26 protein-coding genes and 1 tRNA gene are annotated in these 23,892 nt (G+C 59.9%); 6 read left to right on the forward strand and 21 right to left on the reverse strand.

Annotated elements, in window-relative coordinates:
• Window position 1: 1 nt before the first annotated feature.
• From P3C29_RS21980 to P3C29_RS22035, 12 genes are all read right to left on the reverse strand, one after another.
• Window positions 2-550 (reverse strand): type III secretion protein, encoded by a 549-nt coding sequence (locus tag P3C29_RS21980; protein ID WP_201121784.1) that lies wholly within the window; start codon window positions 548-550, stop codon window positions 2-4.
• A 13-nt stretch (window positions 551-563) separates the two neighbouring features.
• Window positions 564-1,364, reverse strand: coding sequence for a type III secretion inner membrane ring lipoprotein SctJ (gene sctJ, locus P3C29_RS21985; RefSeq protein ID WP_201121782.1), 801 nt, complete (start codon window positions 1,362-1,364; stop codon window positions 564-566).
• A gap of 5 nt (window positions 1,365-1,369) precedes the next feature.
• Window positions 1,370-1,738, reverse strand: a complete 369-nt coding sequence (locus P3C29_RS21990) for an EscI/YscI/HrpB family type III secretion system inner rod protein (RefSeq protein WP_275965435.1) — start codon at window positions 1,736-1,738, stop codon at window positions 1,370-1,372.
• A gap of 482 nt (window positions 1,739-2,220) precedes the next feature.
• Window positions 2,221-3,159 (reverse strand): sigma 54-interacting transcriptional regulator, encoded by a 939-nt coding sequence (locus P3C29_RS21995; RefSeq protein WP_201121777.1) that lies wholly within the window; start codon window positions 3,157-3,159, stop codon window positions 2,221-2,223.
• 411 nt (window positions 3,160-3,570) lie between these two features.
• On the reverse strand, window positions 3,571-4,671 hold the full coding sequence (ychF, locus tag P3C29_RS22000; RefSeq protein WP_010177033.1) for a redox-regulated ATPase YchF: 1,101 nt from the start codon (window positions 4,669-4,671) through the stop codon (window positions 3,571-3,573).
• A 23-nt stretch (window positions 4,672-4,694) separates the two neighbouring features.
• Complete coding sequence (gene pth, locus P3C29_RS22005; RefSeq protein ID WP_003208389.1) at window positions 4,695-5,279, reverse strand: aminoacyl-tRNA hydrolase; 585 nt, start codon at window positions 5,277-5,279, stop codon at window positions 4,695-4,697.
• A 165-nt stretch (window positions 5,280-5,444) separates the two neighbouring features.
• On the reverse strand, window positions 5,445-6,044 hold the full coding sequence (locus P3C29_RS22010; protein WP_010177032.1) for a 50S ribosomal protein L25/general stress protein Ctc: 600 nt from the start codon (window positions 6,042-6,044) through the stop codon (window positions 5,445-5,447).
• 138 nt (window positions 6,045-6,182) lie between these two features.
• Window positions 6,183-7,124, reverse strand: coding sequence for a ribose-phosphate pyrophosphokinase (locus tag P3C29_RS22015; protein ID WP_003208392.1), 942 nt, complete (start codon window positions 7,122-7,124; stop codon window positions 6,183-6,185).
• Between the two features lie 45 nt (window positions 7,125-7,169).
• Window positions 7,170-7,244: transfer RNA gene (locus tag P3C29_RS22020), tRNA-Gln, on the reverse strand.
• A 36-nt stretch (window positions 7,245-7,280) separates the two neighbouring features.
• Complete coding sequence (gene ispE, locus P3C29_RS22025) at window positions 7,281-8,132, reverse strand: 4-(cytidine 5'-diphospho)-2-C-methyl-D-erythritol kinase (RefSeq protein WP_275965436.1); 852 nt, start codon at window positions 8,130-8,132, stop codon at window positions 7,281-7,283.
• Between the two features lies 1 nt (window position 8,133).
• Window positions 8,134-8,751, reverse strand: a complete 618-nt coding sequence (gene lolB / locus P3C29_RS22030) for a lipoprotein insertase outer membrane protein LolB (RefSeq protein WP_008432261.1) — start codon at window positions 8,749-8,751, stop codon at window positions 8,134-8,136.
• A gap of 4 nt (window positions 8,752-8,755) precedes the next feature.
• Window positions 8,756-10,480 carry a tetratricopeptide repeat protein gene (locus P3C29_RS22035; RefSeq protein ID WP_201121775.1) on the reverse strand — a complete coding sequence of 575 codons (1,725 nt, stop codon included), beginning with the start codon at window positions 10,478-10,480 and terminating at the stop codon, window positions 8,756-8,758.
• A gap of 182 nt (window positions 10,481-10,662) precedes the next feature.
• Between P3C29_RS22035 and hemA the strand changes: the two genes are divergently transcribed.
• From hemA to P3C29_RS22065, 6 genes are all read left to right on the forward strand, one after another.
• The gene (gene hemA, locus P3C29_RS22040; RefSeq protein ID WP_008432265.1) at window positions 10,663-11,952 is read left to right on the forward strand and encodes a glutamyl-tRNA reductase; all 1,290 of its coding nucleotides are present in this window, start codon (window positions 10,663-10,665) and stop codon (window positions 11,950-11,952) included.
• A complete protein-coding gene (gene prfA / locus P3C29_RS22045; protein WP_169387099.1) occupies window positions 11,949-13,031 on the forward strand; it encodes a peptide chain release factor 1 in 1,083 nt (360 codons plus the stop codon). Before hemA ends, prfA begins: the two co-directional genes overlap by 4 nt.
• Window positions 13,032-13,859 (forward strand): peptide chain release factor N(5)-glutamine methyltransferase, encoded by an 828-nt coding sequence (gene prmC, locus P3C29_RS22050; protein WP_177120332.1) that lies wholly within the window; start codon window positions 13,032-13,034, stop codon window positions 13,857-13,859.
• Window positions 13,856-14,611, forward strand: a complete 756-nt coding sequence (locus P3C29_RS22055; protein WP_169387101.1) for a molybdopterin-synthase adenylyltransferase MoeB — start codon at window positions 13,856-13,858, stop codon at window positions 14,609-14,611. The genes prmC and P3C29_RS22055 overlap by 4 nt, the downstream gene beginning before the upstream one ends.
• Complete coding sequence (gene murI / locus P3C29_RS22060) at window positions 14,604-15,398, forward strand: glutamate racemase (protein WP_275965437.1); 795 nt, start codon at window positions 14,604-14,606, stop codon at window positions 15,396-15,398. The genes P3C29_RS22055 and murI overlap by 8 nt, the downstream gene beginning before the upstream one ends.
• Window positions 15,399-15,509: 111 nt before the next feature.
• Entirely contained in the window at window positions 15,510-16,028 is a 519-nt protein-coding gene (locus P3C29_RS22065) for an acyloxyacyl hydrolase (protein ID WP_169387103.1), read from the forward strand.
• Between the two features lie 134 nt (window positions 16,029-16,162).
• Here P3C29_RS22065 and P3C29_RS22070 read toward each other — a convergent pair whose 3' ends face one another.
• Genes P3C29_RS22070 through P3C29_RS22110 form a run of 9 tightly spaced genes read right to left on the reverse strand, consistent with a single transcriptional unit; the run spans window position 16,163 to window position 23,890 of the window.
• On the reverse strand, window positions 16,163-16,468 hold the full coding sequence (locus tag P3C29_RS22070) for a YkgJ family cysteine cluster protein (RefSeq protein ID WP_003208416.1): 306 nt from the start codon (window positions 16,466-16,468) through the stop codon (window positions 16,163-16,165).
• Window positions 16,469-16,522: 54 nt separating this feature from the next.
• Window positions 16,523-17,014 (reverse strand): DUF2878 domain-containing protein, encoded by a 492-nt coding sequence (locus P3C29_RS22075; protein WP_275965438.1) that lies wholly within the window; start codon window positions 17,012-17,014, stop codon window positions 16,523-16,525.
• Complete coding sequence (locus tag P3C29_RS22080; protein ID WP_275965439.1) at window positions 17,007-18,278, reverse strand: cyclopropane-fatty-acyl-phospholipid synthase family protein; 1,272 nt, start codon at window positions 18,276-18,278, stop codon at window positions 17,007-17,009. The genes P3C29_RS22075 and P3C29_RS22080 overlap by 8 nt, the downstream gene beginning before the upstream one ends.
• Window positions 18,265-19,071, reverse strand: coding sequence for a DUF1365 domain-containing protein (locus P3C29_RS22085; RefSeq protein ID WP_010177019.1), 807 nt, complete (start codon window positions 19,069-19,071; stop codon window positions 18,265-18,267). Before P3C29_RS22085 ends, P3C29_RS22080 begins: the two co-directional genes overlap by 14 nt.
• Window positions 19,068-20,315, reverse strand: coding sequence for an FAD-dependent oxidoreductase (locus P3C29_RS22090; protein WP_275965440.1), 1,248 nt, complete (start codon window positions 20,313-20,315; stop codon window positions 19,068-19,070). The genes P3C29_RS22085 and P3C29_RS22090 overlap by 4 nt, the downstream gene beginning before the upstream one ends.
• Entirely contained in the window at window positions 20,312-21,094 is a 783-nt protein-coding gene (locus P3C29_RS22095; RefSeq protein WP_010177017.1) for an SDR family NAD(P)-dependent oxidoreductase, read from the reverse strand. Before P3C29_RS22095 ends, P3C29_RS22090 begins: the two co-directional genes overlap by 4 nt.
• Window positions 21,091-21,513: a nuclear transport factor 2 family protein gene (locus P3C29_RS22100; protein WP_275965441.1), complete on the reverse strand. Its 423-nt coding sequence runs from the start codon at window positions 21,511-21,513 to the stop codon at window positions 21,091-21,093. Before P3C29_RS22100 ends, P3C29_RS22095 begins: the two co-directional genes overlap by 4 nt.
• Entirely contained in the window at window positions 21,506-22,951 is a 1,446-nt protein-coding gene (gene phrB, locus P3C29_RS22105) for a deoxyribodipyrimidine photo-lyase (RefSeq protein ID WP_201121761.1), read from the reverse strand. Before phrB ends, P3C29_RS22100 begins: the two co-directional genes overlap by 8 nt.
• Entirely contained in the window at window positions 22,952-23,890 is a 939-nt protein-coding gene (locus P3C29_RS22110; protein ID WP_010177013.1) for a MerR family transcriptional regulator, read from the reverse strand.
• Window positions 23,891-23,892 lie beyond the last annotated feature (2 nt).

Consider the following 23,892-nt stretch of genomic DNA (forward strand, 5'->3'; position numbering starts at 1 on the left):
CTTACCCGTTCGAGTCAGGGGGCATAGGGTCGTTTTCCGGTGTCGTCACACGCCAGACGACGGCTTGCCATAGCATGTTCAGTCGGCTGCTGGCGTTCTCGAGTGAGGCATTGTTCTGCTCAACCTTGTGTACGCGCTCACGGGGGAACCGTAGTCGAAGGCGCTGCCAGGTCTCGGGCCCTGTCCAGCTGTGGAGCAGTTGCAACGGATCCGCACCAGGCGACAGCATGGCGGGGGGCAGAGCCTTGGAAAGACGCGTGCACCACAGGTGCTGACTGTCGCTCAAAGGCGCTGTGGCGTCAGGGTTGAACGTGTCGTGAACCAGTGTCAGCGCCAGGTCGAGCTGTTCCGTCGTGGCCAAAACCAGGCGAAGCACGGTGGGATCCGGTGCTGGCGGCAAGCAGGCTGCAATCCCCGTGAGGTCGTCCGGTGCTGACCGACCGATGCGATACAGCGCGTTAATCGCAGGGTACTTGCCATCCTTCCAGCCCTGGAGGGCGTGCTTCCAGGGAAATGCCCACCATTGAGCCCAGGCCAGATGTTCGCTCAAGGGCTGATCAGGTCTAAGCGTCATGAGTGGGGCCGGCCAATTCGGCTGTCACGGGCGCCCCTCGCACAAGACGCTGGCGCCTGTTGTGTAGAAACAGGGCGCCAATCACGGTCAACATCAAGGCGAGCAGGGAAATGATAAGGCTGCCTCGCCAAAACCCGAGATCATCGCCGGGGACCAGAAAAGGGCCGAAATACACCAGCCGTTGCGGATCCTGGTAAGCGGTGGCAGGCACGAATATCACGGTCAGTTTTTGCGGGTTGTCCACCGCGGTGGTCATGCCCGGAATGCTGCTCGCGACCATCCTGCGAACCCGTGCGCGAATGTTGTCGGGATCCAGGCGCGGATCATGTTTGATGAATACGGATGCGGATGCGGGTTGGACAGGCTCTCCCGGTGCGATGCGTTCGGGCAGTACCACGTGCACTCGGGCTACGATGACGCCGTCAATGTTGGACAGTGTGGCCTCAAGCTCCTGGGACAAGGCATAGATGTAGCGTGCCCGCTCTTCCAGCGGAGTTGAAATAACCCCCTCCTTGCGAAACGTATCGCCCAGTGTGGTCCGCGCCACTCTGGGTAGCCCGGCGGCTTCCAGTGTGCGCACCGCGCGCCCGATATCGATAGCGTTAACCGCTACGACGACACCGTCTTTGGCCGGAATCTTCTGGGCACGAATATGCTTGTCCGCCAACTCGGCGATCACTTCATTGGCCTCTTGCTCAGAGAGCTGGCGATGAAGTTCAACGCGGTCGCCGCAACCGGTCAACATAAATGCCACCGTCAGAAGTAAAGCGACAGGCAGGGATCGGGTCATGTTCACTATTGCAAGTTGCAAATTTTGTCGATGCATTGGGTTGCCTTGCCAAGGCTCTTGGTCAGCAACTGGGAAGTGAGCGTCGTGTGAGACAGTTCCCGTGGGTATTTTCTGAGTGTGTCTGCGTCCAGGCCGTTGGTTGAAGCTTTCAACGCTCGCGCGAGGCGGCTTTTCGCCGCAGTGAGGTGGTTCGATGTCTCCGTCAGCATCGTCGATACACTGTTGTTGACGGAGGCAGTTGACTTCGCTGTTGAGGGCTCGAGCATTGACGTGAAAAAGGCAACATCTGTCCTGGACGCTGAAGGTTCTCGCGCGCTGTTGGCACCTTCTCGGCGATTAGAAAGTGTTGAAGGGGCAAATGCTTCTATCTGCATATAAGGCCTGCTGCGTGAGTGTGTGAAACCATTTGCTAATAATGGCTGATGCAGACTTTTCTGCTTCAGCGCATAGGACTGCCTCCCCGGCAGATGAGCTGGGGAGGCCGTTGTGTTACGAACGGATCTCTTTAGCTGCGGCGTATAAACCCGAGATCATTTTTGCTTTCAAACTTTCTTGGAAAGTTGCTTCGGCAACGGCTTCTGCTCGATCAGACGCAGAAGTACTGCCACCACTACCAGCACCCGTTCCGTTGTTAAGGGTATTCTCCAATGAAGAGTAAGCGTTGCTGGCGCTATTGTAGGGTCCAACACTTGACATAATTAAACTCCAGGTTCTTCAATCGTTAGTCGTTGGCTTTTTGGTCGTGATCAGTGATACGGGTTCCGTGTTTCTCGCATTTTGTAATCACGCTACGACTGTGTGGTCGATACGACTAAAGCGTTCCAGCGTTTTTTAGATTTTTCCAAATGTTTGGCTTTTACGCAGTGGGTGCCTGGAGAGTGACGATGCCCAGTTGTTTAATCCTGTAATACAGCGTGCGCCTTGCAACCCCCAGTTCAGCCGCCACAGTGTCTACACAGTGGTGATGGCGGCTCAGCGATTCCTGAATCAGTGCTTTTTCAATGTGTCGCAGACGTGCCTTCAGGCCTGTCTGGGTATCCTGTTGTTCGCTTATCGGGTTTGCAATCGGTGGCAGACCCAGCACAAACCGCTTGGCTGTCGAACGCAGTTCGCGAACATTTCCCAGCCAGGGGTGGCAGAGCAACCGTTGCAGCAGTGCGCTGGATGGGGCAGGGAACGTGCACTTGAAGTGCTCTGCCTCTTGTTGAATCATGTTCAAGAACAATGGAATGATCTGCTCACGGCGTTCGCGCAGGGGCGGGAGCCGGATATCGACAACGTTCAGCCGAAAGTACAGGTCGCGCCTGAAGGCCCCTTGTTCGACCATCTCCTCCAGTGATTGCTGTGCGGAGGCGATCACTCGCATGTCCACCGGGATAAAACGGGTGGAGCCCAGGCGCTCAACGCCCCGGCACTCCAGTGCTCGCAGCAACTTGGCCTGCAGGTTGAGGGGCATGCTGTCAATTTCGTCGAGGTACAAGGTGCCCAGGTGGGCGGCTTCGATAAAACCGGCCCGTGATTGCATCGCACCGGTATAGGCACCGCTGTTGACACCAAACAGTTGGCTTTCAGCCAGGCTTTCCGGGATCGCCGCGCAGTTGACGGCAACAAAGTTTCCCTTTCTTCCGGATAACAGATGTATGCGTTGTGCCAACGTATCTTTACCTGTCCCTGTTTCACCCAGCAGTAGCATATCGATATTAAGAGCGGCCGTGTTCTGGACAGTAGCCTCGATCGCTGGGCATTCGGTAAGTGGCGCGTCTGTAACATACTTAGGGTGATAGGAAAGCGACATATTGCTATTGCTCCAATATTGGATCGCATCACTATTTTCAGACTATTTGAGTCCATTCGAATACAGGGAAGTAAACCGGAAATTGTTTATTTTGTCACCTTGGTCAAGAAATATCGGAGGGGTATTGAAATCTATAGTTCAAGAGGCTGATGAAAGCTCAAGTGTTTCTACGCTGTTATTTTCTTTTTGTTTGAAGGATAAATCCTAAAGACGGCTTGTCTTTTTATGTAGGTGGGGTGGGATGCTGTTGGGGGGTTGTCAATCGGCGTTTTGAGTGTTTTATATTTTTAATATATAAAGTTAATTAATGTGTCGTGATGCTTTTTTGTTAAGTTCGGAAGTGAGCGCCCACAAAAAAGCCGATGCACTGCATCGGCTTTTTTGTTTTGCGGCATTGGCCGCAGATGACGCTTAGACGTTGAAACGGAAGTGCATCACGTCGCCATCCTTGACGATGTATTCCTTGCCTTCCAGGCGCCATTTACCGGCTTCCTTGGCACCGGCTTCACCCTTGAACTGGATGAAGTCGTTGTAGGCGATGACTTCGGCGCGGATAAAGCCTTTTTCGAAGTCGGTGTGGATCACGCCAGCCGCTTGCGGGGCAGTGGCACCGACCTTGACGGTCCACGCGCGTACTTCTTCAACACCGGCGGTGAAGTAGGTCTGCAGGTGCAGCATTTCGTAGCCGGCACGGATCACACGGTTCAGGCCAGGCTCTTCGAGGCCCAGGGCCTCAAGGAACATGTCTTTTTCTTCGCCGTCTTCCAGCTCGGCGATTTCCGCTTCGATCTTGTTGCACACCGGAACAACCATTGCGCCTTCTTCTTCGGCAATGGCCATGACCACGTCGAGCAGCGGGTTGTTCTCGAAACCGTCTTCAGCCACGTTGGCGATGTACATCACCGGCTTGGTGGTCAGCAGGTGGAAGCCCTTGATCACCGCCTTTTCGTCGGTGCTCATGTTCTTCATCAGGCTGCGTGCCGGCTTGCCCAGGGTGAAGTGAGCAATCAACTGCTCCAGCAAGGCTTTCTGGACCACTGCGTCCTTGTCGCCGCCCTTGGCGTTACGCGTGACCTTTTGCAGTTGCTTCTCGCAGCTGTCGAGGTCGGCGAAGATCAGTTCCAGGTCGATGATCTCGATGTCGCGTTTCGGGTCGACGCTGTTGGAGACGTGAATCACGTTCTCGTCTTCGAAGCAGCGGACCACGTGAGCGATGGCATCGGTCTCACGGATGTTGGCGAGGAACTTGTTGCCCAGGCCTTCACCTTTCGACGCGCCGGCTACCAGGCCTGCGATGTCGACGAACTCCATGGTGGTCGGCAGGATGCGCTTTGGATTCACGATGGCCGCCAGGGCGTCCAGGCGTGTATCGGGCATCGGCACGATACCGGTGTTCGGTTCGATGGTGCAGAAGGGGAAGTTCTCCGCCGCAATGCCGGATTTGGTCAGGGCGTTGAACAGGGTGGACTTGCCGACGTTAGGTAGGCCGACGATGCCGCAATTGAATCCCATGGTGTTTCCCCTCGGGTAAAGAGTCAGGCCTTCTGGCTGTGCAGGTTTTTCATCGCACGGTTCCATTCACCGGCGAAGATATCCGGCAGCACGCCGAGGGCAAAATCGATGCTGGCATCGAGTTTTTCCTGTTCGGCGCGTGGCGCACGACCCAGGACGAAATTTGAAACCATACTGGCAACGCCCGGGTGGCCAATGCCAAGCCGCAAGCGGTAGAACGTATTCTGATTGCCCAACTGCGCGATGATGTCGCGCAGGCCATTATGCCCGCCATGGCCGCCGCCTTGCTTGAGCTTGGCAACACCGGGTGGCAGGTCAAGTTCGTCATGGGCCACCAGGATTTCTTCGGGTTTGATCCGGAAGAAGCCCGCAAGCGCCGCGACAGCCTGGCCGCTGCGGTTCATGTAGGTGGTGGGAATCAACAGACGAACATCCTGACCCTGGTGCGAAAAGCGCCCGGTCAGGCCGAAATATTTGCGATCGGCCACAAGATTGACGCCTTGGGCGTGGGCGATGCGCTCAACAAAAAGGGCCCCCGCGTTATGCCGGGTCTGTTCGTATTCGGCGCCTGGATTTCCCAGGCCAACGATCAGTTTAATGGCAGTCACGACAGGGGCCCTTCCTTTGGAGTTGTGGATAACATCGCCGTTGGTGCGGCGAAAGTGGACGACAAACGCTGATTAACCGTTAGAGGCCAACTTCGCATTCTCGCCCGCTTTCTCGCTACGTTCCGGTCCGCGATGTTTCCTCAAGCTCCGGCATTACAGAGTGAATTACTCTGCAGCGCCTTCTTCAGCTTCTGGTGCAACGCGTGGAGCGTGTACGTTTGCAACAGCTTTGTCATCACCGTGAGCCAGTGCAACAAACTCAACGCCTTTAGGGGCTTTGAGGTCGGACAGGTGGATGATGTCGCCGATTTCAGCAGCCGACAGGTCGACTTCGATGAACTCAGGCAGGTCTTTCGGCAGGCAGGTCACTTCGATCTCGGCTACAACGTGCGAGATTTCGCCGCCTTTCTTGATCGGAGCAGCTTCGCCAACGAAGTGCACAGGCACGACAGCGGTCAGTTTCTGACCGGCAACTACGCGAACGAAGTCAGCGTGCAGCACGTGGCCTTTAGCTGGGTGACGTTGCAGTGCCTTGATGATGACGTTCTGCTTGGTGCCACCAACGTTCAGCTCGATGATGTGGCTGTAGGCCGCATCGTTTTCGAGCAGTTTGGCGATTTCTTTAGCCAGCATGCTGATGGATTCAGGGGCTTTTTCGCCACCGTAAACTACAGCTGGAACCAGGCTTGCGAGACGACGCAGGCGGCGGCTCGCACCTTTCCCCAGGTCGGAACGCAGTTCAGCATTCAAAGTAAAATCGTTCATGTTGTATCTCCAAAATAACCACATTCGCCCTAGCGTTTGCGACCAGCGCTAAAGGCGATATGGGCAAAAAAGCCCCGCCCCAACAGAATGCTGGGGCGGGGCGCTTTTCGTCAGGTTGATGTCGCTAAGGTCTGACCCTTAACGGAACATCGCGCTGATCGATTCTTCGTTGCTGATGCGGCGAACCGCTTCGGCAACTACCGGTGCGATATCCAGTTGACGGATACGCGAACAGGCTTGAGCTGCAGCGGACAACGGGATGGTGTTGGTCACCACCAGTTCGTCCAGCATTGAGTTCTCGATGTTCTCGATCGCTCGGCCCGACAGCACAGGGTGTGTGCAGTAGGCGAAGACTTTTGCTGCACCGTGCTCTTTCAGGGCTTTCGCCGCGTGGCACAGGGTGCCGGCGGTGTCGACCATGTCATCAACCAGAATACAGGTACGCCCTTCGACATCACCGATGATATGCATCACTTCAGAGTGATTGGCTTTCTCACGGCGTTTGTCGATGATCCCGAGATCAACGCCCAGGGACTTGGCAACAGCCCGTGCACGCACGACGCCACCAATGTCCGGGGACACGATCATCAGGTTTTCAAAGCGCTGGTCTTCGATGTCATCCACCAGGACGGGGGAGCCGTAGATGTTATCTACCGGAATATCGAAGAACCCCTGGATTTGGTCAGCGTGCAGGTCAACCGTGAGAACACGGTCGATGCCTACCACGGTCAGCATGTCAGCAACGACTTTCGCGCTGATAGCCACACGTGCGGAACGCGGACGGCGATCCTGACGGGCATAACCAAAGTAAGGGATTACAGCTGTGATTCGAGTCGCTGAGGAGCGGCGGAAGGCATCAGCCATCACGACGAGTTCCATCAGGTTATCGTTGGTCGGAGCGCAAGTCGGCTGAATAATGAAGACGTCTTTACCGCGGACGTTTTCATTGATCTCGGCTGTAATTTCGCCGTCGGAGAACTTACCGACAGAGATGTCACCGAGAGGGATATGCAGCTGACGTACAACACGCCGAGCCAGATCGGGGTTAGCATTCCCCGTAAAGACCATCATCTTGGACACGCGCAGTACCTAGAGGCTGAGGGTAACCTGGATGAGTATAGAAAATGGCAGGGGCGGCTGGATTCGAACCAACGCATGGCAGGATCAAAACCTGCTGCCTTACCGCTTGGCGACGCCCCTGTATCTGTTGCAACGAGTACCCAGTACTCGGTTCCTTTAGAGCAGACTTTGCAGCTTGCGATGCAACATCGAAACGTTGCTTCCCTTTGCTACAAACCCTGTAAGGGTCTCTGTAAGAAGGGCCGAGACTTTATCAGCTTCAGCTTTGCTTGGGAAGCCCCCAAACACACAACTTCCAGTTCCGGTTAATTTTGCTTCGGTAAAATTACCTAACAAATTCAAAGCGTTACGTACATCTGGATAACGCCTTGCTACAACCGGTAAGCAGTCATTTCGACTGTTTCCCTTGGGAACGGGGCGCACTTTAATGGGAGGAGAGTTACGTGTCAACAGTGGATCTGAAAAAATTTCTGCTGTACTTACAGATACTTGCGGAACAAGCACGACATACCACGGCTCTTCGGGGTCTACAGGGGTGAGTTTCTCCCCCACGCCCTCGGCAAAAGCGGCGTGCCCACGCACGAAAACCGGGACGTCGGCGCCGAGCGTCAGGCCCAGCGCGGCCAGGCGATCGTGGTCCCAGCCCAGCTGCCACAAGTGATTCAGGCCGAGCAACGTCGTCGCGGCATTCGAGCTGCCGCCACCGATGCCGCCGCCCATGGGCAGGATTTTTTCGATCCAGATGTCGATGCCCAGCGGGCAACCGGATTGTTCCTGAAGTTTTTTCGCGGCCTTCACAATCAGGTTGCTGTCGTGAGGCACACCTTCGAATTCGGTGTGCAGTCGGATCAGGCCGTCATCGCGAACGGCGAAGGTCAGCTCATCGCCGTAGTCGAGAAACTGAAAAATCGTCTGCAACTCGTGATAGCCGTCTTCACGGCGACCGAGAATGTGCAGCATCAGATTGAGTTTGGCCGGGGAGGGCAGGGTCAAGCGTTGCGCGGTCATGTCACTGCCCCAGTTTGCGAGGTTGCCAGTCCTTGATCACCAGCGTGACGTCAAGGTCGGTGCCATGCAGCTTGATGCGCTCGGGCAGCCAGTAACCGTTCTGTTGCACATAACTCAGGTACTCGACCTGCCAGCCATCCTGTTCCAGCGAGGCCAGGCGGCTGTCGCCGTTGAGGCTCAGGCGGCTCTTGCTGTCCGGTGCGGGCAGGCCACGTACCCACCACACCAGGTGCGAGACGGGCAGTTTCCAACCCATCTGTTCTTCCAGCAGGGCTTCCGGCGTAGGGGCTTCATAGCGGCCCTGATTGGCCACTTCCAGGCTGACTTGCCCCGGTCGGCCGGTCAGGCGTGCCGCACCGCGGCCCAGCGGGCCAGACAGGCGAATATCGTAATAGTCCTGGCGTTGCAGCCAGAACAAGGTACCGCTGCCCGAATCCTTCGGGGCGCGAATGCCAACCTTGCCTTCAATCTGCCAGCCATCGAGGCTGCTCAGTTGATCCTTGTGTTGCTGCCATTGCGCCGGGTTGCCCGGGCCTTCGACAGATTCACGGGTGCCAAGGCCCGAACAGCCGGCGAGCAGGGCGATAAAGCTGAAAACGATGACGTGGCGCAAAAACATAAAATTAAAGGGTCTCGGATCCGGTCAGGCGCTTGATGGTGCTGCGCAGGATTGGGCTTTCGGGTTGTTCCTTGAGGAACTTCTCCCAGATTTGTCGCGCTTCGCGTTGCTTGCCATTGGCCCAGAGCACTTCGCCCAGGTGCGCGGCCACTTCCTGATCGGGAAAGCGCTCCAGCGCCTGGCGCAGCAAGCGTTCGGCTTCATCCAGGTTGCCCAGGCGGTAGTTCACCCAGCCGAGGCTGTCGAGTACGGCCGGGTCTTCCGGGTTGAGCTGGTGAGCCTTTTCAATCAGCTCCTTGGCTTCGGCGTAACGCGTTGTACGGTCGGACAAGGTGTAACCCAGGGCGTTCAGTGCCATGGCGTTGTCCGGGTCGCGCTTGATGATCAGGCGCAGGTCTTTTTCCATCTGCGCCAGGTCATTGCGTTTTTCCGCCTGCATGGCGCGGGTGTACAGCAGGTTCAAGTCGTCAGGGTATTGCAGCAAGGCTTGCTGCAGGATTTTCCAGGCGCGATCGCCCTGCTTGTTGGCCGACAAGGTCTCGGCCTGGATCAGATACAGCTGGATCGCGTAGTCCGGTTCGGCATCCCGTGCGGCGGCCAGGCGTTTTTCGGCTTCGTCGGTGCGACCGTTGTTCATCAGGATATCGGCCTGGCGCAGTTGCGCCGGCAGGTAGTCGTTGCCGGGACCAACCTGGGCGTACTCAAGCAGCGCGGCCTGCGGGTCGTTACGCTCTTCAGCGATACGGCCCAGGTTCAGGTGCGCCGAATCAACGTGGCTCTCGCGGGCGATCAGGTCTTCCAGGTAACCCTTGGCTTCATCCCACGCCTTGGCTTCCAGGCACACCAGCGCCAGGGAGTAACGCAATTCGTCGTCGTCCGGGTATTGCTGGACGAGGTTGGCGAACTGCACCTTGGCGTCTTCCATGCGGTCCTGTTCAACCAGCGTGCGCGCATAGGTCAGCAGCAGACGCTTGTCGCCCGGGTACTTCTTGATGCTTTTTTCCAGCAGCGGAATCGCTTCCTTGCCGCGGTTGAGGTTTTGCAGCAGGCGCGCACGCAGCAGGATAGGCGCTATCTCGCCGTCTTCCGGCGGGTGTTGCTCCAGCAGCTTCAAGGCTGCCTCGGGCTCATCATCCTGTTGCAGCAACAGCGCCTTGCCGAAAATCAGCTGGCTGTTGTTCGGGTGTTTTTGCAGCAGGCGGTCGAAACTCTTCATCAGGCCGTTGCGGGTGTCCTGATCGGTGTCGGCGGCCGACAGCGCGAGGAAGTCGAAATGCGTGTCGCCCTTGCCCTGCAGGACTTTCTCCATATACACCATGGAGTCGTCATAGCGCCCGGCGCGGGCCAGTTGAATGGCGGCTGCCCGTTGCGCTTCGAGATCGTCCGGGGCGTTTTTCGCCCAGATCAGCGAGGTGTCCAGGGCCGCCTGATCGGCGCCCAGGTACTCGGCGATGCGAAACGCCCGCTCCGAAATCCCCGGATCCTGAGTATTGATGGCCTGGGTCACGTAGTTATCCAGGGCAATGTCGAAACGATTGCGCTGGCCGGCCAGCTCCGCGCTCAGCAGACTGAAGACCGTCTCTTCACTGAACGAGGAATAAACCTTGGGCTTTTCAGGGGCGGGGGTGCTGTCTTCTACCGGCGGCGTACCGTCCGGCGACACGGGTGCCAAGGCCTGGCAGCCGCTGAGGAAGACAAAAGCAAGGAGCAACGCGGAAGATCTATTCATATAGGAAGAGGACGACTAACCTGCGGTCGGATCATCATGACACAAGCCTTCGGCCAAACATAACCGAGTCTCAGTGGATGCCTTTATAGACACAAGGCATTAGGACAATAGCCTACGGTGGTTGTTCTGAATCATTCGAAGTAGGACAATTGTCGGCTTCCCGACATCATCAGCGATATTGAATGGCCTTCCTTGCACTCGGTATTAACCACAAGACTGCTTCTGTAGACGTCCGCGAGCGCGTGGCTTTTACTCCAGAGCAGTTGGTTGAGGCCTTGCAGCAGCTCTGCCGGCTTACCGACAGTCGCGAAGCTGCGATCCTTTCGACCTGCAATCGCAGCGAGCTCTATATAGAGCAGGAACATCTTTCAGCGGATGTGGTGCTGCGCTGGCTGGCCGATTACCACCATTTGAGCCTCGATGAGCTGCGCCAAAGCTCATATGTGCACGAAGAGGATGCGGCAGTTCGTCACATGATGCGCGTCGCTTCCGGGCTCGACTCGCTGGTGTTGGGCGAACCGCAGATCCTCGGCCAGATGAAATCGGCCTACGCCGTGGCTCGCGAGGCCGGCACCATCGGCCCGTTGCTGGGGCGCCTGTTCCAGGCCACCTTCAATTCGGCCAAGCAGGTGCGCACCGACACCGCCATCGGTGAAAACCCGGTGTCCGTGGCGTTTGCCGCCGTCAGCCTGGCCAAACAGATTTTCAGTGACTTGCAACGCAGCCAGGCCCTGCTGATCGGCGCCGGCGAGACCATCACCCTGGTCGCCCGCCATCTGCACGAGCTGGGTGTGAAGCGCATCGTCGTCGCCAACCGTACCCTGGAGCGTGCGAGCATCCTTGCCGAGCAGTTCGGTGCCCACGCGGTGTTGCTCTCCGACATCCCGGCCGAACTGGTGCGCAGCGACATCGTCATCAGCTCCACCGCCAGCCAATTGCCGATCCTGGGTAAAGGCGCGGTGGAAAGCGCCCTGAAACTGCGCAAGCACAAGCCGATCTTCATGGTGGACATCGCCGTTCCCCGGGATATCGAGCCTGAAGTCGGCGAGTTGGACGACGTTTACCTCTACAGCGTCGACGACCTGCACGAAGTGGTCGCCGAAAATCTCAAAAGTCGCCAGGGCGCAGCCCAGGCCGCCGAGGAAATGGTCAGCACCGGTGCCGACGATTTCATGGTGCGCCTGCGTGAACTGGCGGCGGTGGACGTGCTCAAGGCCTATCGTCAGCAAGGCGAACGCCTGCGGGACGAGGAATTGATCAAGGCCCAGCGTATGCTCGCCAACGGCAGCAGCGCCGAAGACGTGCTGATGCAACTGGCGCGCGGCCTGACCAACAAATTGCTGCATGCCCCCAGTGTTCAATTGAAAAAGCTTACCGCCGAAGGCCGCCTCGATGCGCTGGCCATGGCCCAGGAACTCTTTGCCCTCGGTGAGGGCGCGACAGAAAGCTCTTCGGATAAAAAACCGCAATGAAAGCGTCACTGCTCAATAAACTGGACGTCCTTCAGGACCGTTTCGAAGAACTGACCGCCTTGCTCGGCGACGGCGAGGTCATCTCCGATCAGACCAAGTTCCGCACCTATTCCAAGGAGTACGCGGAAGTTGAACCGATTGTGGCCACCTATACACAGTTGCTCAAGGTTCAGGCTGACCTCGAAGGCGCCCAGGCGCTGCTCAAGGACAGTGACCCGGACATGCGCGAAATGGCCGTTGAAGAAGTGCGTGAAGCCAAGGACAAGCTGATCGAACTGGAAGGCGACCTGCAACGCATGCTGCTGCCCAAGGACCCCAACGACGGGCGCAACGTGTTCCTTGAAATCCGCGCCGGCACCGGCGGTGACGAGGCGGCGATTTTCTCCGGTGACCTGTTCCGCATGTACTCGCGCTATGCCGAACGTCGTGGCTGGCGGGTCGAGATCCTGTCCGAGAACGAAGGCGAACACGGCGGTTATAAAGAAGTCATCGCCCGGGTCGAAGGCGAAAATGTCTACGGCAAGCTGAAGTTCGAGTCTGGCGTACACCGCGTGCAGCGGGTGCCGGCCACCGAATCCCAGGGCCGTATCCACACCTCCGCGTGCACCGTGGCCGTGTTGCCCGAGCCGGACGAGCAGGAAGCGATCGAGATCAACCCGGCAGACCTGCGGGTCGACACCTACCGTTCATCGGGCGCCGGTGGCCAGCACGTCAACAAGACCGACTCCGCGATTCGCATCACCCACTTGCCCTCGGGCATCGTGGTGGAGTGCCAGGAAGAACGTTCCCAGCACAAGAACCGTGCGCGGGCCATGTCCTGGCTGTCGGCCAAGCTCAACGACCAGCAGACCAGCGCCGCCGCCAACGCAATTGCCAGCGAGCGTAAATTGCTGGTGGGCTCGGGCGACCGTTCCGAGCGTATCCGTACGTACAACTTTGCCCAGGGCCGGGTCACCGACCACCGCGTCAACCTGACGCTGTATTCCCTGGATGAAATCCTTGCCGGTGGCGTTGATGCGGTCATCGAGCCGTTGTTGGCCGAGTACCAGGCCGACCAGTTGGCGGCGATAGGTGAATAAATGACCATTATTGCCAGCCTGTTACGCGCCGCCGACCTGCCGGACTCGCCCACTGCGCGCCTGGACGTGGAATTGTTGCTGGCCGCGGCCCTGGGCAAGTCCCGCAGCTACCTGCACACCTGGCCCGAAAAAATCGTCAGCAGCGAAGACGCACTGACCTTCGCCGACTACCTGCAACGCCGCCGCACAGGCGAGCCCGTGGCCTACATCCTCGGCCAGCAAGGCTTCTGGAAGCTCGACCTGGAAGTGGCACCTCACACGCTGATCCCGCGTCCGGAAACCGAGATGCTGGTGGAAGCCGCCCTGGAATTGCTGCCGGCCACCCCGGCCAAGGTCCTCGACCTGGGCACCGGCAGCGGCGCGATTGCCCTGGCCCTGGCCAGCGAACGCCCGGCCTGGCAAGTCACCGCCGTCGACCGCGTGCTGGAAGCCGTGGCGCTGGCCGAACGCAACCGTCAGCGCCTGCACCTGAACAACGCCACGGTGCTGAACAGCCATTGGTTCAGCGCTCTCGAAGGCCACACCTACAACCTGATCATCAGCAACCCGCCTTATATAGCCGACACCGACCCCCATCTGGTGGCCGGTGACGTGCGCTTTGAACCCGCCAGTGCGCTGGTGGCCGGGCACGATGGCCTGGACGACCTGCGGCTGATCATCGCCCAGGCGCCTGCGCATCTCGACGCCGCGGGCTGGTTGCTGCTGGAACACGGTTACGACCAGGCGCCCGCCGTGCGCGACCTGCTGCTGGGCGAAGGCTTTGAAGAGGTTCACAGCCGCATCGACCTGGGTGGCCACGAACGCATCACTTTGGGACGCCGGCCGTGATGAATGATCAGGAGCTGTTGCGCTATAGCCGGCAGATTCTGTTGCAGCATGTCGACATTGAAGGCCAGTTGCGCCTGAAAAACAGCCGCGCGCTGATTGTCGGGCTCGGTGGCCTCGGTTCCCCGGTGGCGCTGTACCTGGCAGCGGCGGGCGTGGGTGAGCTGCATTTGGCGGACTTCGACAGCGTCGACCTGACCAACCTGCAACGCCAGATCATTCATGACACCGACAGTGTCGGCCTGAGCAAGGTCGACTCGGCGATTCGCCGCCTGAGCGCGATCAATCCTGAAATACAGTTGGTCGCCCATCGCAGCGCGCTGGATGAGGATTCCCTCGCGGCCGCCGTGACGGCGGTCGACGTCGTACTGGATTGCAGCGATAACTTCTCCACCCGAGAAGCGGTCAATGCGGCGTGTGTCGCTGCCGGCAAACCGCTGGTCAGCGGCGCCGCGATTCGCCTGGAAGGCCAGCTGTCGGTGTTCGACCCGCGCCGCGCCGAAAGCCCGTGCTACCACTGTTTATACGGGCACGGCAGCGAGGCCGAACTGACCTGCAGCGAAGCCGGCGTCATCGGCCCGCTGGTGGGGTTGGTGGGAAGCCTGCAAGCCCTGGAAGCCTTGAAATTGCTGGCCGGTTTCGGCGAGCCACTGGTGGGGCGGCTGTTGTTGATCGACGCCCTGACCACGCGTTTTCGCGAGTTGCGGGTCAAGCGCGATCCCGGTTGCAGCGTCTGCGGTAGCCAACATGGTTAAGGACGCGCCCATTGGTGTGTTCGACTCCGGTGTCGGCGGCCTGTCGGTGCTGGACGAAATCCAGCGGCTGCTGCCCCATGAGTCGCTGCTGTACGTGGCGGATGGCGGGAATATCCCCTACGGCGAGAAAACCCCGGCATTCATCCTGGATCGCTCGCGACGGGTGGCGGAGTTTTTCCGCGAAAAAGGCGCCAAAGCCTTTGTGATTGCCTGCAATACGGCGACCGTCGCCGCCGTCGCCGATTTGCGCCAGGACTATCCCGACTGGCCGCTGGTGGGCATGGAGCCTGCGGTTAAGCCCGCCGCCGCCGCGACCCGCAGTGGTGTGGTCGGCGTGCTGGCGACCACCGGCACCCTGCAAAGCGCCAAGTTCGCCGCGTTGCTCGACCGTTTCGCCACCGATGTGCGGGTGATCACCCAGCCGTGCCCAGGCCTGGTGGAGCTGATCGAGACCGGCGACTTGAACAGCCCGGCGTTGCGCCTGCTGTTGCAGGGCTATGTCGAACCGCTGATTGCGGCCGGTTGCGACACCATCATCCTCGGCTGCACCCACTATCCCTTCCTCAAGCCATTGCTCGCCGAGATGCTCCCGCCGACGATTATTCTGATCGACACCGGCGCTGCGGTAGCGCGTCAATTGCAGCGCCTTTTGGGCGAGCGCGAGCTGCTGGCCTCCGGCAATCCCGAGCCTGCACAGTTCTGGACCAGCGGCGATCCAGTGCACTTCAGAAATATCCTACCGACCCTATGGAAATCCCCCGGCGTTGTGCGTAATTTTGGCCTGTGAAAAAAACGTGAAATAGCTCGTTTTTCGCTGAACTTCCGCGTGTGCGACAGCTTCTATAGCGAGTTAGCCTGTACAAAATCATACAACTTCGTTCGGAAAGGATGTTTCTATATGAAGCGCTTGTTCTGTTTGGCTGCGATTGCGGCCGCAATGTTGGGGCACTCTTTTTCTGCGCAGGCCGCGGGCCTGGAATTTGGAGTGGGGAGTACCAGCGATTCGACCATGACCTATCGGTTGGGGCTGACCTCGGATTGGGATAAAAGCTGGTGGCAGACCGATACGGGCCGCGTGACCGGTTACTGGAGCGGCGCCTACACCTACTGGGACGGTGACAAGCGCGCCAGTGTCAGCAGCTTGTCGTTCTCGCCGGTGTTTGTGTATGAGTTTGCCGGGGAGAAGGTGAAGCCGTACATCGAGGCTGGGGTTGGCGTGGCGGTGTTCTCCCGCACGCGGGTTGAAGACAATAACATCGGCCAGGCTTTCCAGTTTGAAGACCGACTGGGCTTTGGCTTGCGCTTTGTCGGTGGGAGCGAAGTGGGCATTCGGGCCACCCATTACTCCAATGCCGGGATCAGCAGCAATAACGATGGTGTCGAGAGCTATTCGCTGCACTACACGATGCCGTTGTAATTCTCAAGAACACCGCAAAACCCCTGTAGGAGCTGGCTTGCCAGCGATGCAGGCACCTCGGTGCATCAGTTGCACCGAGTTGACGCTATCGCAGGCGAGCCAGCTCCCACAGTTGATCTGTATCGGTTCCGAAATCAGCGATACACCGTCGCAATCCCCTGGCGCTCATCAATGCACTCCGGCGCGCCCATCTCGAACTCCCGGCAGATCAGCGGCCGCTTCTCATAAATCGTGCACATCATCGTGTCGCGATCCAGCGCCGCGCACCAGCCGTCATCCAGGCGCAGCATGACTTCGCCGCCCCAGTCGTCGGTGTCGATAAAGCGATCAGGCACGCCGGTGTCGGTGATCAGCATGACTTCCAACTGGCAGCAGCATGCGGCGCAGGTGGAGCAGGTGACGGCAGGTTCGGCGATTTGGGTGTGGGGGATGTTGGTCATAGGCGCGCAGTGTAAGGCAAGCGGCTTATGCGTGTGTGAAAGGCCTGACGGACGTCAGTGTGCCAACTGCCTGGCGACCCAGTGCAGCAATGGAAAGATCATGCCCCAAATTAACGCCAGGCCGAGGAGGGTCGCCACGGTGCCATAGCCGAAACTGACCCCGGCCAACTGGCTGCCGGCGTAATAAGACAATGGCCCGCCCACCGCGCCCAGCAGGCTTGCGCGCCACCAGGGCTGTGCGCTCCAGGCCAGGCAATGGCGCAGCGTGGTCGCCAGCAATGCCCACAACAGGATCAGCCACACCGGCGCCCACGGCCCGGGCAGGCTGAAGTGAAACACGCCAAACGCGCGCAGCGCGGTGTCGATCACCGTGCCCAGCAGGGTGACGGCCAGGATCACCTGGCCTTCCTCGGACCACGAACTTATCCACAGCAGGTGGACCGCCAGCACGGCCACTCCCACCAATAGCCACAGGCTGTCGCCGCCCAGCACACAGGCAAACCAGCCGCACTGGAACAGCACGGCATTCGCCAGCGGTTTAAGCATTAAAACGCCCGAGCAGTGGCTGTGTCAGCGCCGCCGGCTTGGCCAGCAGCATCTGTGCGGTGCCGATGGTGCGCTCCATAAAACCGCCTTCGCAGTAGCACAGGTAAAACTCCCACAGCCGCAGGAAGTATTCGTCGTAGCCCATTTCCGTCAGGCGGCTGTGGGCGCGGCGAAAGTTCTCATGCCACAGGCGCAAGGTTCGCGCGTAGTGCAGGCCGAAATCCTCCATGTGCAGCAGGTTCATGTCGGTGTCGCGGCTGACGATCTCAAGCATTTTCTGTACGCAGGGCAGGGCGCCGCCGGGGAAGATGTAGCGCTGGATAAAGTCCACGCTGCTCTTGGCCTGTTCGTAGCGTTGTTCACGAATGGTGATGGCTTGCAGCAACATCAGGCCGTTGCCCTTGAGCAACTGCGCGCACTGCTTGAAATAGGTCGGCAGGAAGCGATGGCCCACCGCTTCGATCATCTCGATGGACACCAGCTTGTCGTACTGCCCGGTCAGGTCGCGGTAGTCCTCCAGCAGCAGTGTCACCTGGTTCTGCAAACCCAGGGCCTCGATGCGTTTTTCGGTGTAGGCAAACTGCTCCTTGGACAAGGTCGTGGTGGTGACCTTGCAGCCATATTGCTGCGCCGCATAAATCGCCATGCTGCCCCAGCCGGTGCCGATTTCCAGCAGGTGATCGGAGGGTTTCAGCGCAAGCTTCTGGCAGATGCGTTCCAGTTTGTTCAACTGGGCCTGTTCCAGGGTGTCGTCAGCGGTGAGGAATTGTGCGGCCGAATACATCATGGTCGGGTCGAGGAATTCTTCGAACAGGTCGTTGCCCAGGTCGTAGTGGGCGGCGATGTTTTTCTGCGAGCCCTTGCGCGTATTGCGGTTGAGCCAGTGCAGGCTTTGGGTGAAGGGCCGCGCCAGTTTGGCCAGGCCACCTTCCAGCGCATCCAGCACGTCGAGGTTGCTGACCATCACCCGCACCACGGCGGTGAGGTCCGGGCTGCTCCAGTAACCATGAATAAACGCCTCGCCGGCGCCGATGGAACCGTTGGCCGCCACCAGCCCCCACACCGCCGAGTCGAGGATCTGGATTTCCCCCAGCAGGTGCGCTTCCCGTGCGCCGAAGACTTGCCGTTCGCCGTCCTCAATCACCACCAACTGGCCGTGGCGCAGTTGGCCGAGCTGGCGCAGCACCGCTTTACGCAGCAGTGCGGCGGTCATGCCGTTGACGTTCAAGCGGTTGGATTTGACCGATAAGCTAGGGGATTTCATGGCGGCGATCCTTGGTGTACCCGACTGCGGTGCGAGAAGCGCCTTCGGCGGCGTGATGGGAAAAAATCGGCGTGCGTTTAAGTAAAAGGCGCAGGGCCTGCCAGTAAATGGCCAGGCAAGTCTTGGCGGTCATCCACGGGAAGCGCCACAGGTAGCGGTGCAGGCTGGCGCGGTTCAAGGCTTCGCGCTGCAGGCTCAAGGTGGCGTCGAAGACTTTCAGCTCGCCTTGCCAGTCGGCCATGTGCACGCCGAGTTTCGCGGCGGGCGGGCTGAAGCTCATGCGGTATTCCAGGTCCCGGGGCAAAAACGGCGACACATGAAACGCCTTGGCCACGGCGAAGTGCTGGTGCTCGTCGGCAGGCAACGCCTGGGCCGGCAGCACGTAGTGATAGCGCTCGCGCCACGGGGTGTTGGTCACTTCACAGAGGATCGCGGCCAGTGTTCCATCGGCCTCGAAGCAGTAGAAGAAACTCACCGGATTAAAAGCCAGGCCCCAACTGCGAGCCTGGGTCAGCAGGCAGATTGCGCCCAGGGGGATGCGCCCCAGGGCCTTGCCGACTTCTTGGCGTACGGCATCGGTCAAGCTCATGCCGTGACGGGTCAATTCACGCAGGTAATCCTGCTGGCGAAACGCGAACGGCGCCCAGCGCTCGCCCGCCAGTGGCGACAAGCCGAACACTTCGTGCTGTTCGCTGAGGTCCAGGTACAGCAGGCCGATCCGGTAGCGAAAGGCATGGCCCTTGGGCGTAAACCGCCGATGGGCGATCCAGCCGCTGTAGAGGGCGCTGTTCACAGGATTTCCCCAAACGCCTTGGCCACACGCAACGCGCTGACCACGCCGTCTTCGTGGAAACCGTTGGCCCAGTAGGCGCCGCAATAGTAGGTGTGCTGCGCGCCGTGCAGTTCTTCCCAGCGCGCTTGTGCGGCCACGGCGGCCAGGCTGTATTGCGGGTGGGCGTAGGTGTAGCGGGCAAGGACTTTGAGCGGGTTGATCATCGCCGTCTGGTTGAGGCTCACGCAAAAAGTCGTGGCGCTGTCGATGCCCTGCAGGATGTTCATGTCGTAGGTCACGGCAGCCTGTTTGTGCGCGCTGCCGTCCAGGCGATAGTTCCAGCTGGCCCAGGCCAGTCTGCGGTCGGGCAGCAAGCGGGTGTCGGTGTGCAGGACTACGTCGTTGTCGGCGTAGGGCAGGGCGCCGAGGATCTGTTGCTCGGCCGGGCTCGCGTCGCCCAGCAACGCCAGGGCCTGGTCGCTGTGGCAGGCGAACACCACCTTGTCGAAGGCCTCGCTGCCGGCGGCGCTGTGGATAACCACGCCGATCGCTGAGCGTTCAACCCGGGTAACCGGGCAATTGATGCGAATTTTTTCGCGGAAGGACTGAGTCAGCGGCTCGATATAGCGGCTGGAGCCGCCTTCGATCACGCACCATTGCGGCCGGTTACTCACCGACAACAAACCATGGTTCTTGAAGAACCGTACGAAGAATTGCAGGGGGAACCCGAGCATGTCCGCCAGGGACATCGACCAGATCGCCGCCCCCATCGGCACGATGTAGTGCTGGATAAACCGCTGGCCGTAGCCGCCGGCTTGCAGGTACTCGCCCAGGGTCATCTCGGCGCTGATGCGTTGCTCTTGCAGGTCCAGCGGCGCCTGGCGGTTGAAGCGCAGGATGTCGCGCAACATGCCCCAGAAACCCGGCGACAGAATATTGCGACGCTGGGCGAACAGGCTGTTGAGGTTGTTGCCGTTGTATTCGAACCCGGCGTTCGTGTCGCACACCGAAAAGCTCATCTCGGTGGGTTTGAACGTCACGCCGATCTGGCCCAGCAGCTTGATGAAGTTGGGGTAGGTCCAGTTGTTGAACACTATAAAACCGGTGTCCACCGCATAGCTTTTGCCCTCCACCGTGACATTGGCGGTGTGGGTGTGCCCGCCAATGCAGTCGCTCGCTTCGAACAACGTGATGTCATGGCGGCGACTGAGCAGATAAGCACTGGTCAGCCCGGCGATGCCGCTGCCGATGATGGCGATCTTCACAGGTCGTCCTTCCTCGGTGGCGGGCTGCGCAGCATGCGTTTGCCGATGATCAGCTTGGCGCGGTTCGGCAGTTTTGACAGCGGCCAGAGTGCGGCAATGAACAGCGCCGGGAAGGCAATTTCCAATGGGCGGTTTTGCAGCTTGGCGAAGATATGCCGCGCGGCCTTGTCTGCGGGCCAGCTCAGGGGCATCGGGAAATCGTTGCGGGCGGTCAGCGGCGTGTCGACAAACCCCGGGCTGACCACGGTCACGTCGATGCCTTCGGGCGACAGGTCGATACGCAGGGATTCAAACAGGTAGCGCAGGCCGGCCTTGGAGGCGCCGTAGGCTTCCGCCCGGGGCATCGGCAGGTACGTCACGGCACTGGCCACGCCGACCAGGTGCGGGCTATGACCGGCGCGCAACAGCGGCAGGGCGGCCTCGATGCAGTAACTGCTGGCCAACAGGTTGGTGCGCACCACGTGTTCGATGATCGAGGCGTCGAACTGTTTGGCATCCACGTATTCGCAGGTGCCGGCGTTAAGGATTACCGTGTCCAGCGAGCCCCAGACCACGGCGATGTGCTCACCGATTTCGCGCACGGTCTGGCTGTTGGTCAGGTCGCCTGCCACCACCAGCACTTGCCCCGGATATTGCTGGGCGAGTTGCTCCAGCGGCGCCTTGGAGCGGGAGCTGACGGCCACATGGGCGCCGCTGTCGAGCAGCGCTTTGGCCAGTTCGGCACCGATGCCACTGCTGGCACCGGTCAACCAATAACGACGGGGCGGCACAAGGTTCATCCCATTCTCCTTTTCAGCCAACTGACCACGCCGCCGAGGACCGGCACGTGCTCATACAGCAGTGCACCTGCGTCGAAATAATCTCGATGCTGGTACACCTTGTCGCGCCACAGCAGGTGCGAGCAGCCTTCGACGCGAATCACTTCGCCCTTGGCCAGGCGCGGGTGGCAGAAGCTCATTTTCCAGCGCAGGTAGCCTTCGCCTTCAGCCACCTGATCGAAGCCATGGAAGTCAAAGCGCAGCTGGGTGACGTTGTCGTACAGCTCGGCGAAGTAACGGTGCAGCGCCGTCAGCCCATGCACCTCGTGCAGCGGGTCGGTGAAGCTGATGTCCTTGCTGTACAGGCTGTCGAGCAGGTGCAGGTTGTGTTTGTCCACACTGGCAAAGGCTTGGGCGAAGCGGCGCAGGAAATCACTCATAGCTGCCTCCAGCCGCCTGGCGTGAAGGCAGGCTACGGAAGGCGGCGAGGGCGCGGTCGCGGGATTTTTTCAAATCGACGATAGGACGAGGATAGTCCGCCACGCCAAACAGGCCGCCCACGGCGTCGGGGTTGTGCACTTCTTTTTTGTTCAGCGCCGCCAGTTGCGGCAGCCAGTGCTTGATAAACACGCCTTCGCCGTCGAATTTTTCCGATTGGCTCAAGGGGCTGAAAATCCGGAAGTACGGCGCCGAATCGGTGCCGGTGGACGAACTCCACTGCCAGCCGCCGTTGTTGGCCGCGAGGTCACCGTCGATCAGGTGGCGCATGAAAAAACGCTCGCCTTCACGCCAGTCGATCAGCAGGTTTTTGGTCAGGAACATCGCCACCACCATACGCAGGCGGTTGTGCATCCAGCCGGTTTCCAGCAATTGGCGCATGGCCGCATCGATGATCGGCAGGCCGGTGCGGGCTTCCTGCCAGGCCTTCAAGTCTTCGGGGCTGTTGCGCCAGGCCACGGCTTCGGTCTCGGGGCGGAAGGCGCGGTGGCGGGAGACCCGGGGGTAGCCCACCAGGATATGTTTGTAGAACTCGCGCCACAGCAGCTCGTTGATCCAGGTGATGGCGCCAATGTCGCCGCTTTCGAATTCGCCCTGGTTGCTTTGCAGCGCGGCGTGCAGGCACTGGCGCGGCGAAATCACACCGGCGGCCAGGTAAGCCGAGAGCTGGCTGGTGCCGGGCTTGGCCGGGAAGTCGCGTTCGTCCTTGTAGTAGCTGATTTGTGCGTCGGCAAACTGGTCGAGACGGCGCCGGGCTTCGGTTTCACCGGCAGGCCACAGCGCGCGCAAGGCTTCGCTCGGGGTAGCAAAACCGTCGACCTGATCGGGGATTGGGTCACTTTTGAGTTTGAGCGGCGCCTGCGCCTTGGGGGCGGCGATCAGGCGGGGAAGCGCGCCGTGCAAGCGGCTGTAGCAGACTTTGCGAAACTGGCTGAACACCTGGAAGTACGTGCCGGTCTTGGTCAGTACGCTGCCGGGCTGGAACAGCAATTGGTCCAGATAATTGTGGAACGTCACGCCCTGGGCTTCGAGGGCCGTGGCCACCGCTGTGTCGCGACGCTCTTCGTGGATGCCGTATTCGTCATTGACGTGCACCGACTCCACCGACAGCTCCTGGCACAGGTCAGCCAGGACTTGCGGTGCCTGGTCCCAGGTCGAGGCATGGCGGATCAACAGCGGAATGTTCAGCTCGCCCAGTGCCACGCTCAAGCTCTGCAGATTACGCAGCCAGAAGTCGACTTTGCACGGCGCGTCATCGTGGGCCAGCCATTGCCCGGGGCTGATCAGGTAGACAGCCGCTGTCGGGCCGCGCTGTGCAGCGGCGGCGAGGGCGGTGTTGTCATGTAGGCGCAGGTCGGTGCGCAGCCAGATCAAGTGCATTTAAATAAGTCCACGCTGGATCAGTACCTGATGGGCCGACAACGGGTCTTCGGCCAGGAGCAATTCAGGAATGTCTTGGGTTAATACGGACAGCTCGGCCTGGTGGATGCATACCGTTGGTCCGGTTATCAGTTTTGGGCAACTGAACCCGCTCAACAGTTTGCCCAGCGCCGGCACATGCAGCGCCTTGCTCGAATACAGCAACACCGCGCGGGGTTGCAGGTGCTCGACGGCCAGGGCCAGTTCGCCGGCCGGCAACGGCCAGTCGAAGACTTCCACCGGGCAATCGGCGCTGCTGGCCAGCCAGGCGGTGAGCCACAGGTGCGGCTCCAGCGGCAGGTCGGAATGATTGACCAGCAGCAACGGCGCACCGTTGAGCTGGCGATTGTTGTGATACATCCGCGCGCCGAATTTGCTGCGCAGCCAGGAATAGAAAAACACCCGTTCCATCTGCGCGCCGAATTGGCCTTGCCAGCGCAGTTCAAGCTCCTTGAGCAACGGCAGCAGAAGTTGCTCGCACAGGGTGCGCGGCGGGTACAGCGCCATGGCCTGGTTGAAGGCGTCATCTACCCGGCGCTCGGCCAGTTCGCTGATGGCCTGCAACAGCTGCTGGCGCCGGTTGTGCCATTCGTTTTCCACCGGCGGTTCGCTGGTGCTGTGCGCGGTGTCGATCAGGCCCTTGACCTGGCTGACCGGCACACCGCGGTTGAGCCAGGTCAGGATGGTATGGATGCGCTGCACGTGCTCGGCGGAAAACAGCCGGTGCCCCTTGGGCGTGCGCTGGGGCACGATCAGGCCGTAGCGTCGCTCCCAGGCGCGCAGGGTCACCGCGTTGACGCCGGTCTGGCGCGCCACTTCGCGGATCGGCAGCCAGCCTTCTTGCAGGGCTTGGGCGAAATCTTCGCCGGGGTCATTGTCGTCTTGCAGGGAAACATTCATGG

Origin of the sequence: Pseudomonas sp. 1912-s, from assembly GCF_029269205.1 — a bacterium.
Lineage (GTDB): Bacteria > Pseudomonadota > Gammaproteobacteria > Pseudomonadales > Pseudomonadaceae > Aquipseudomonas.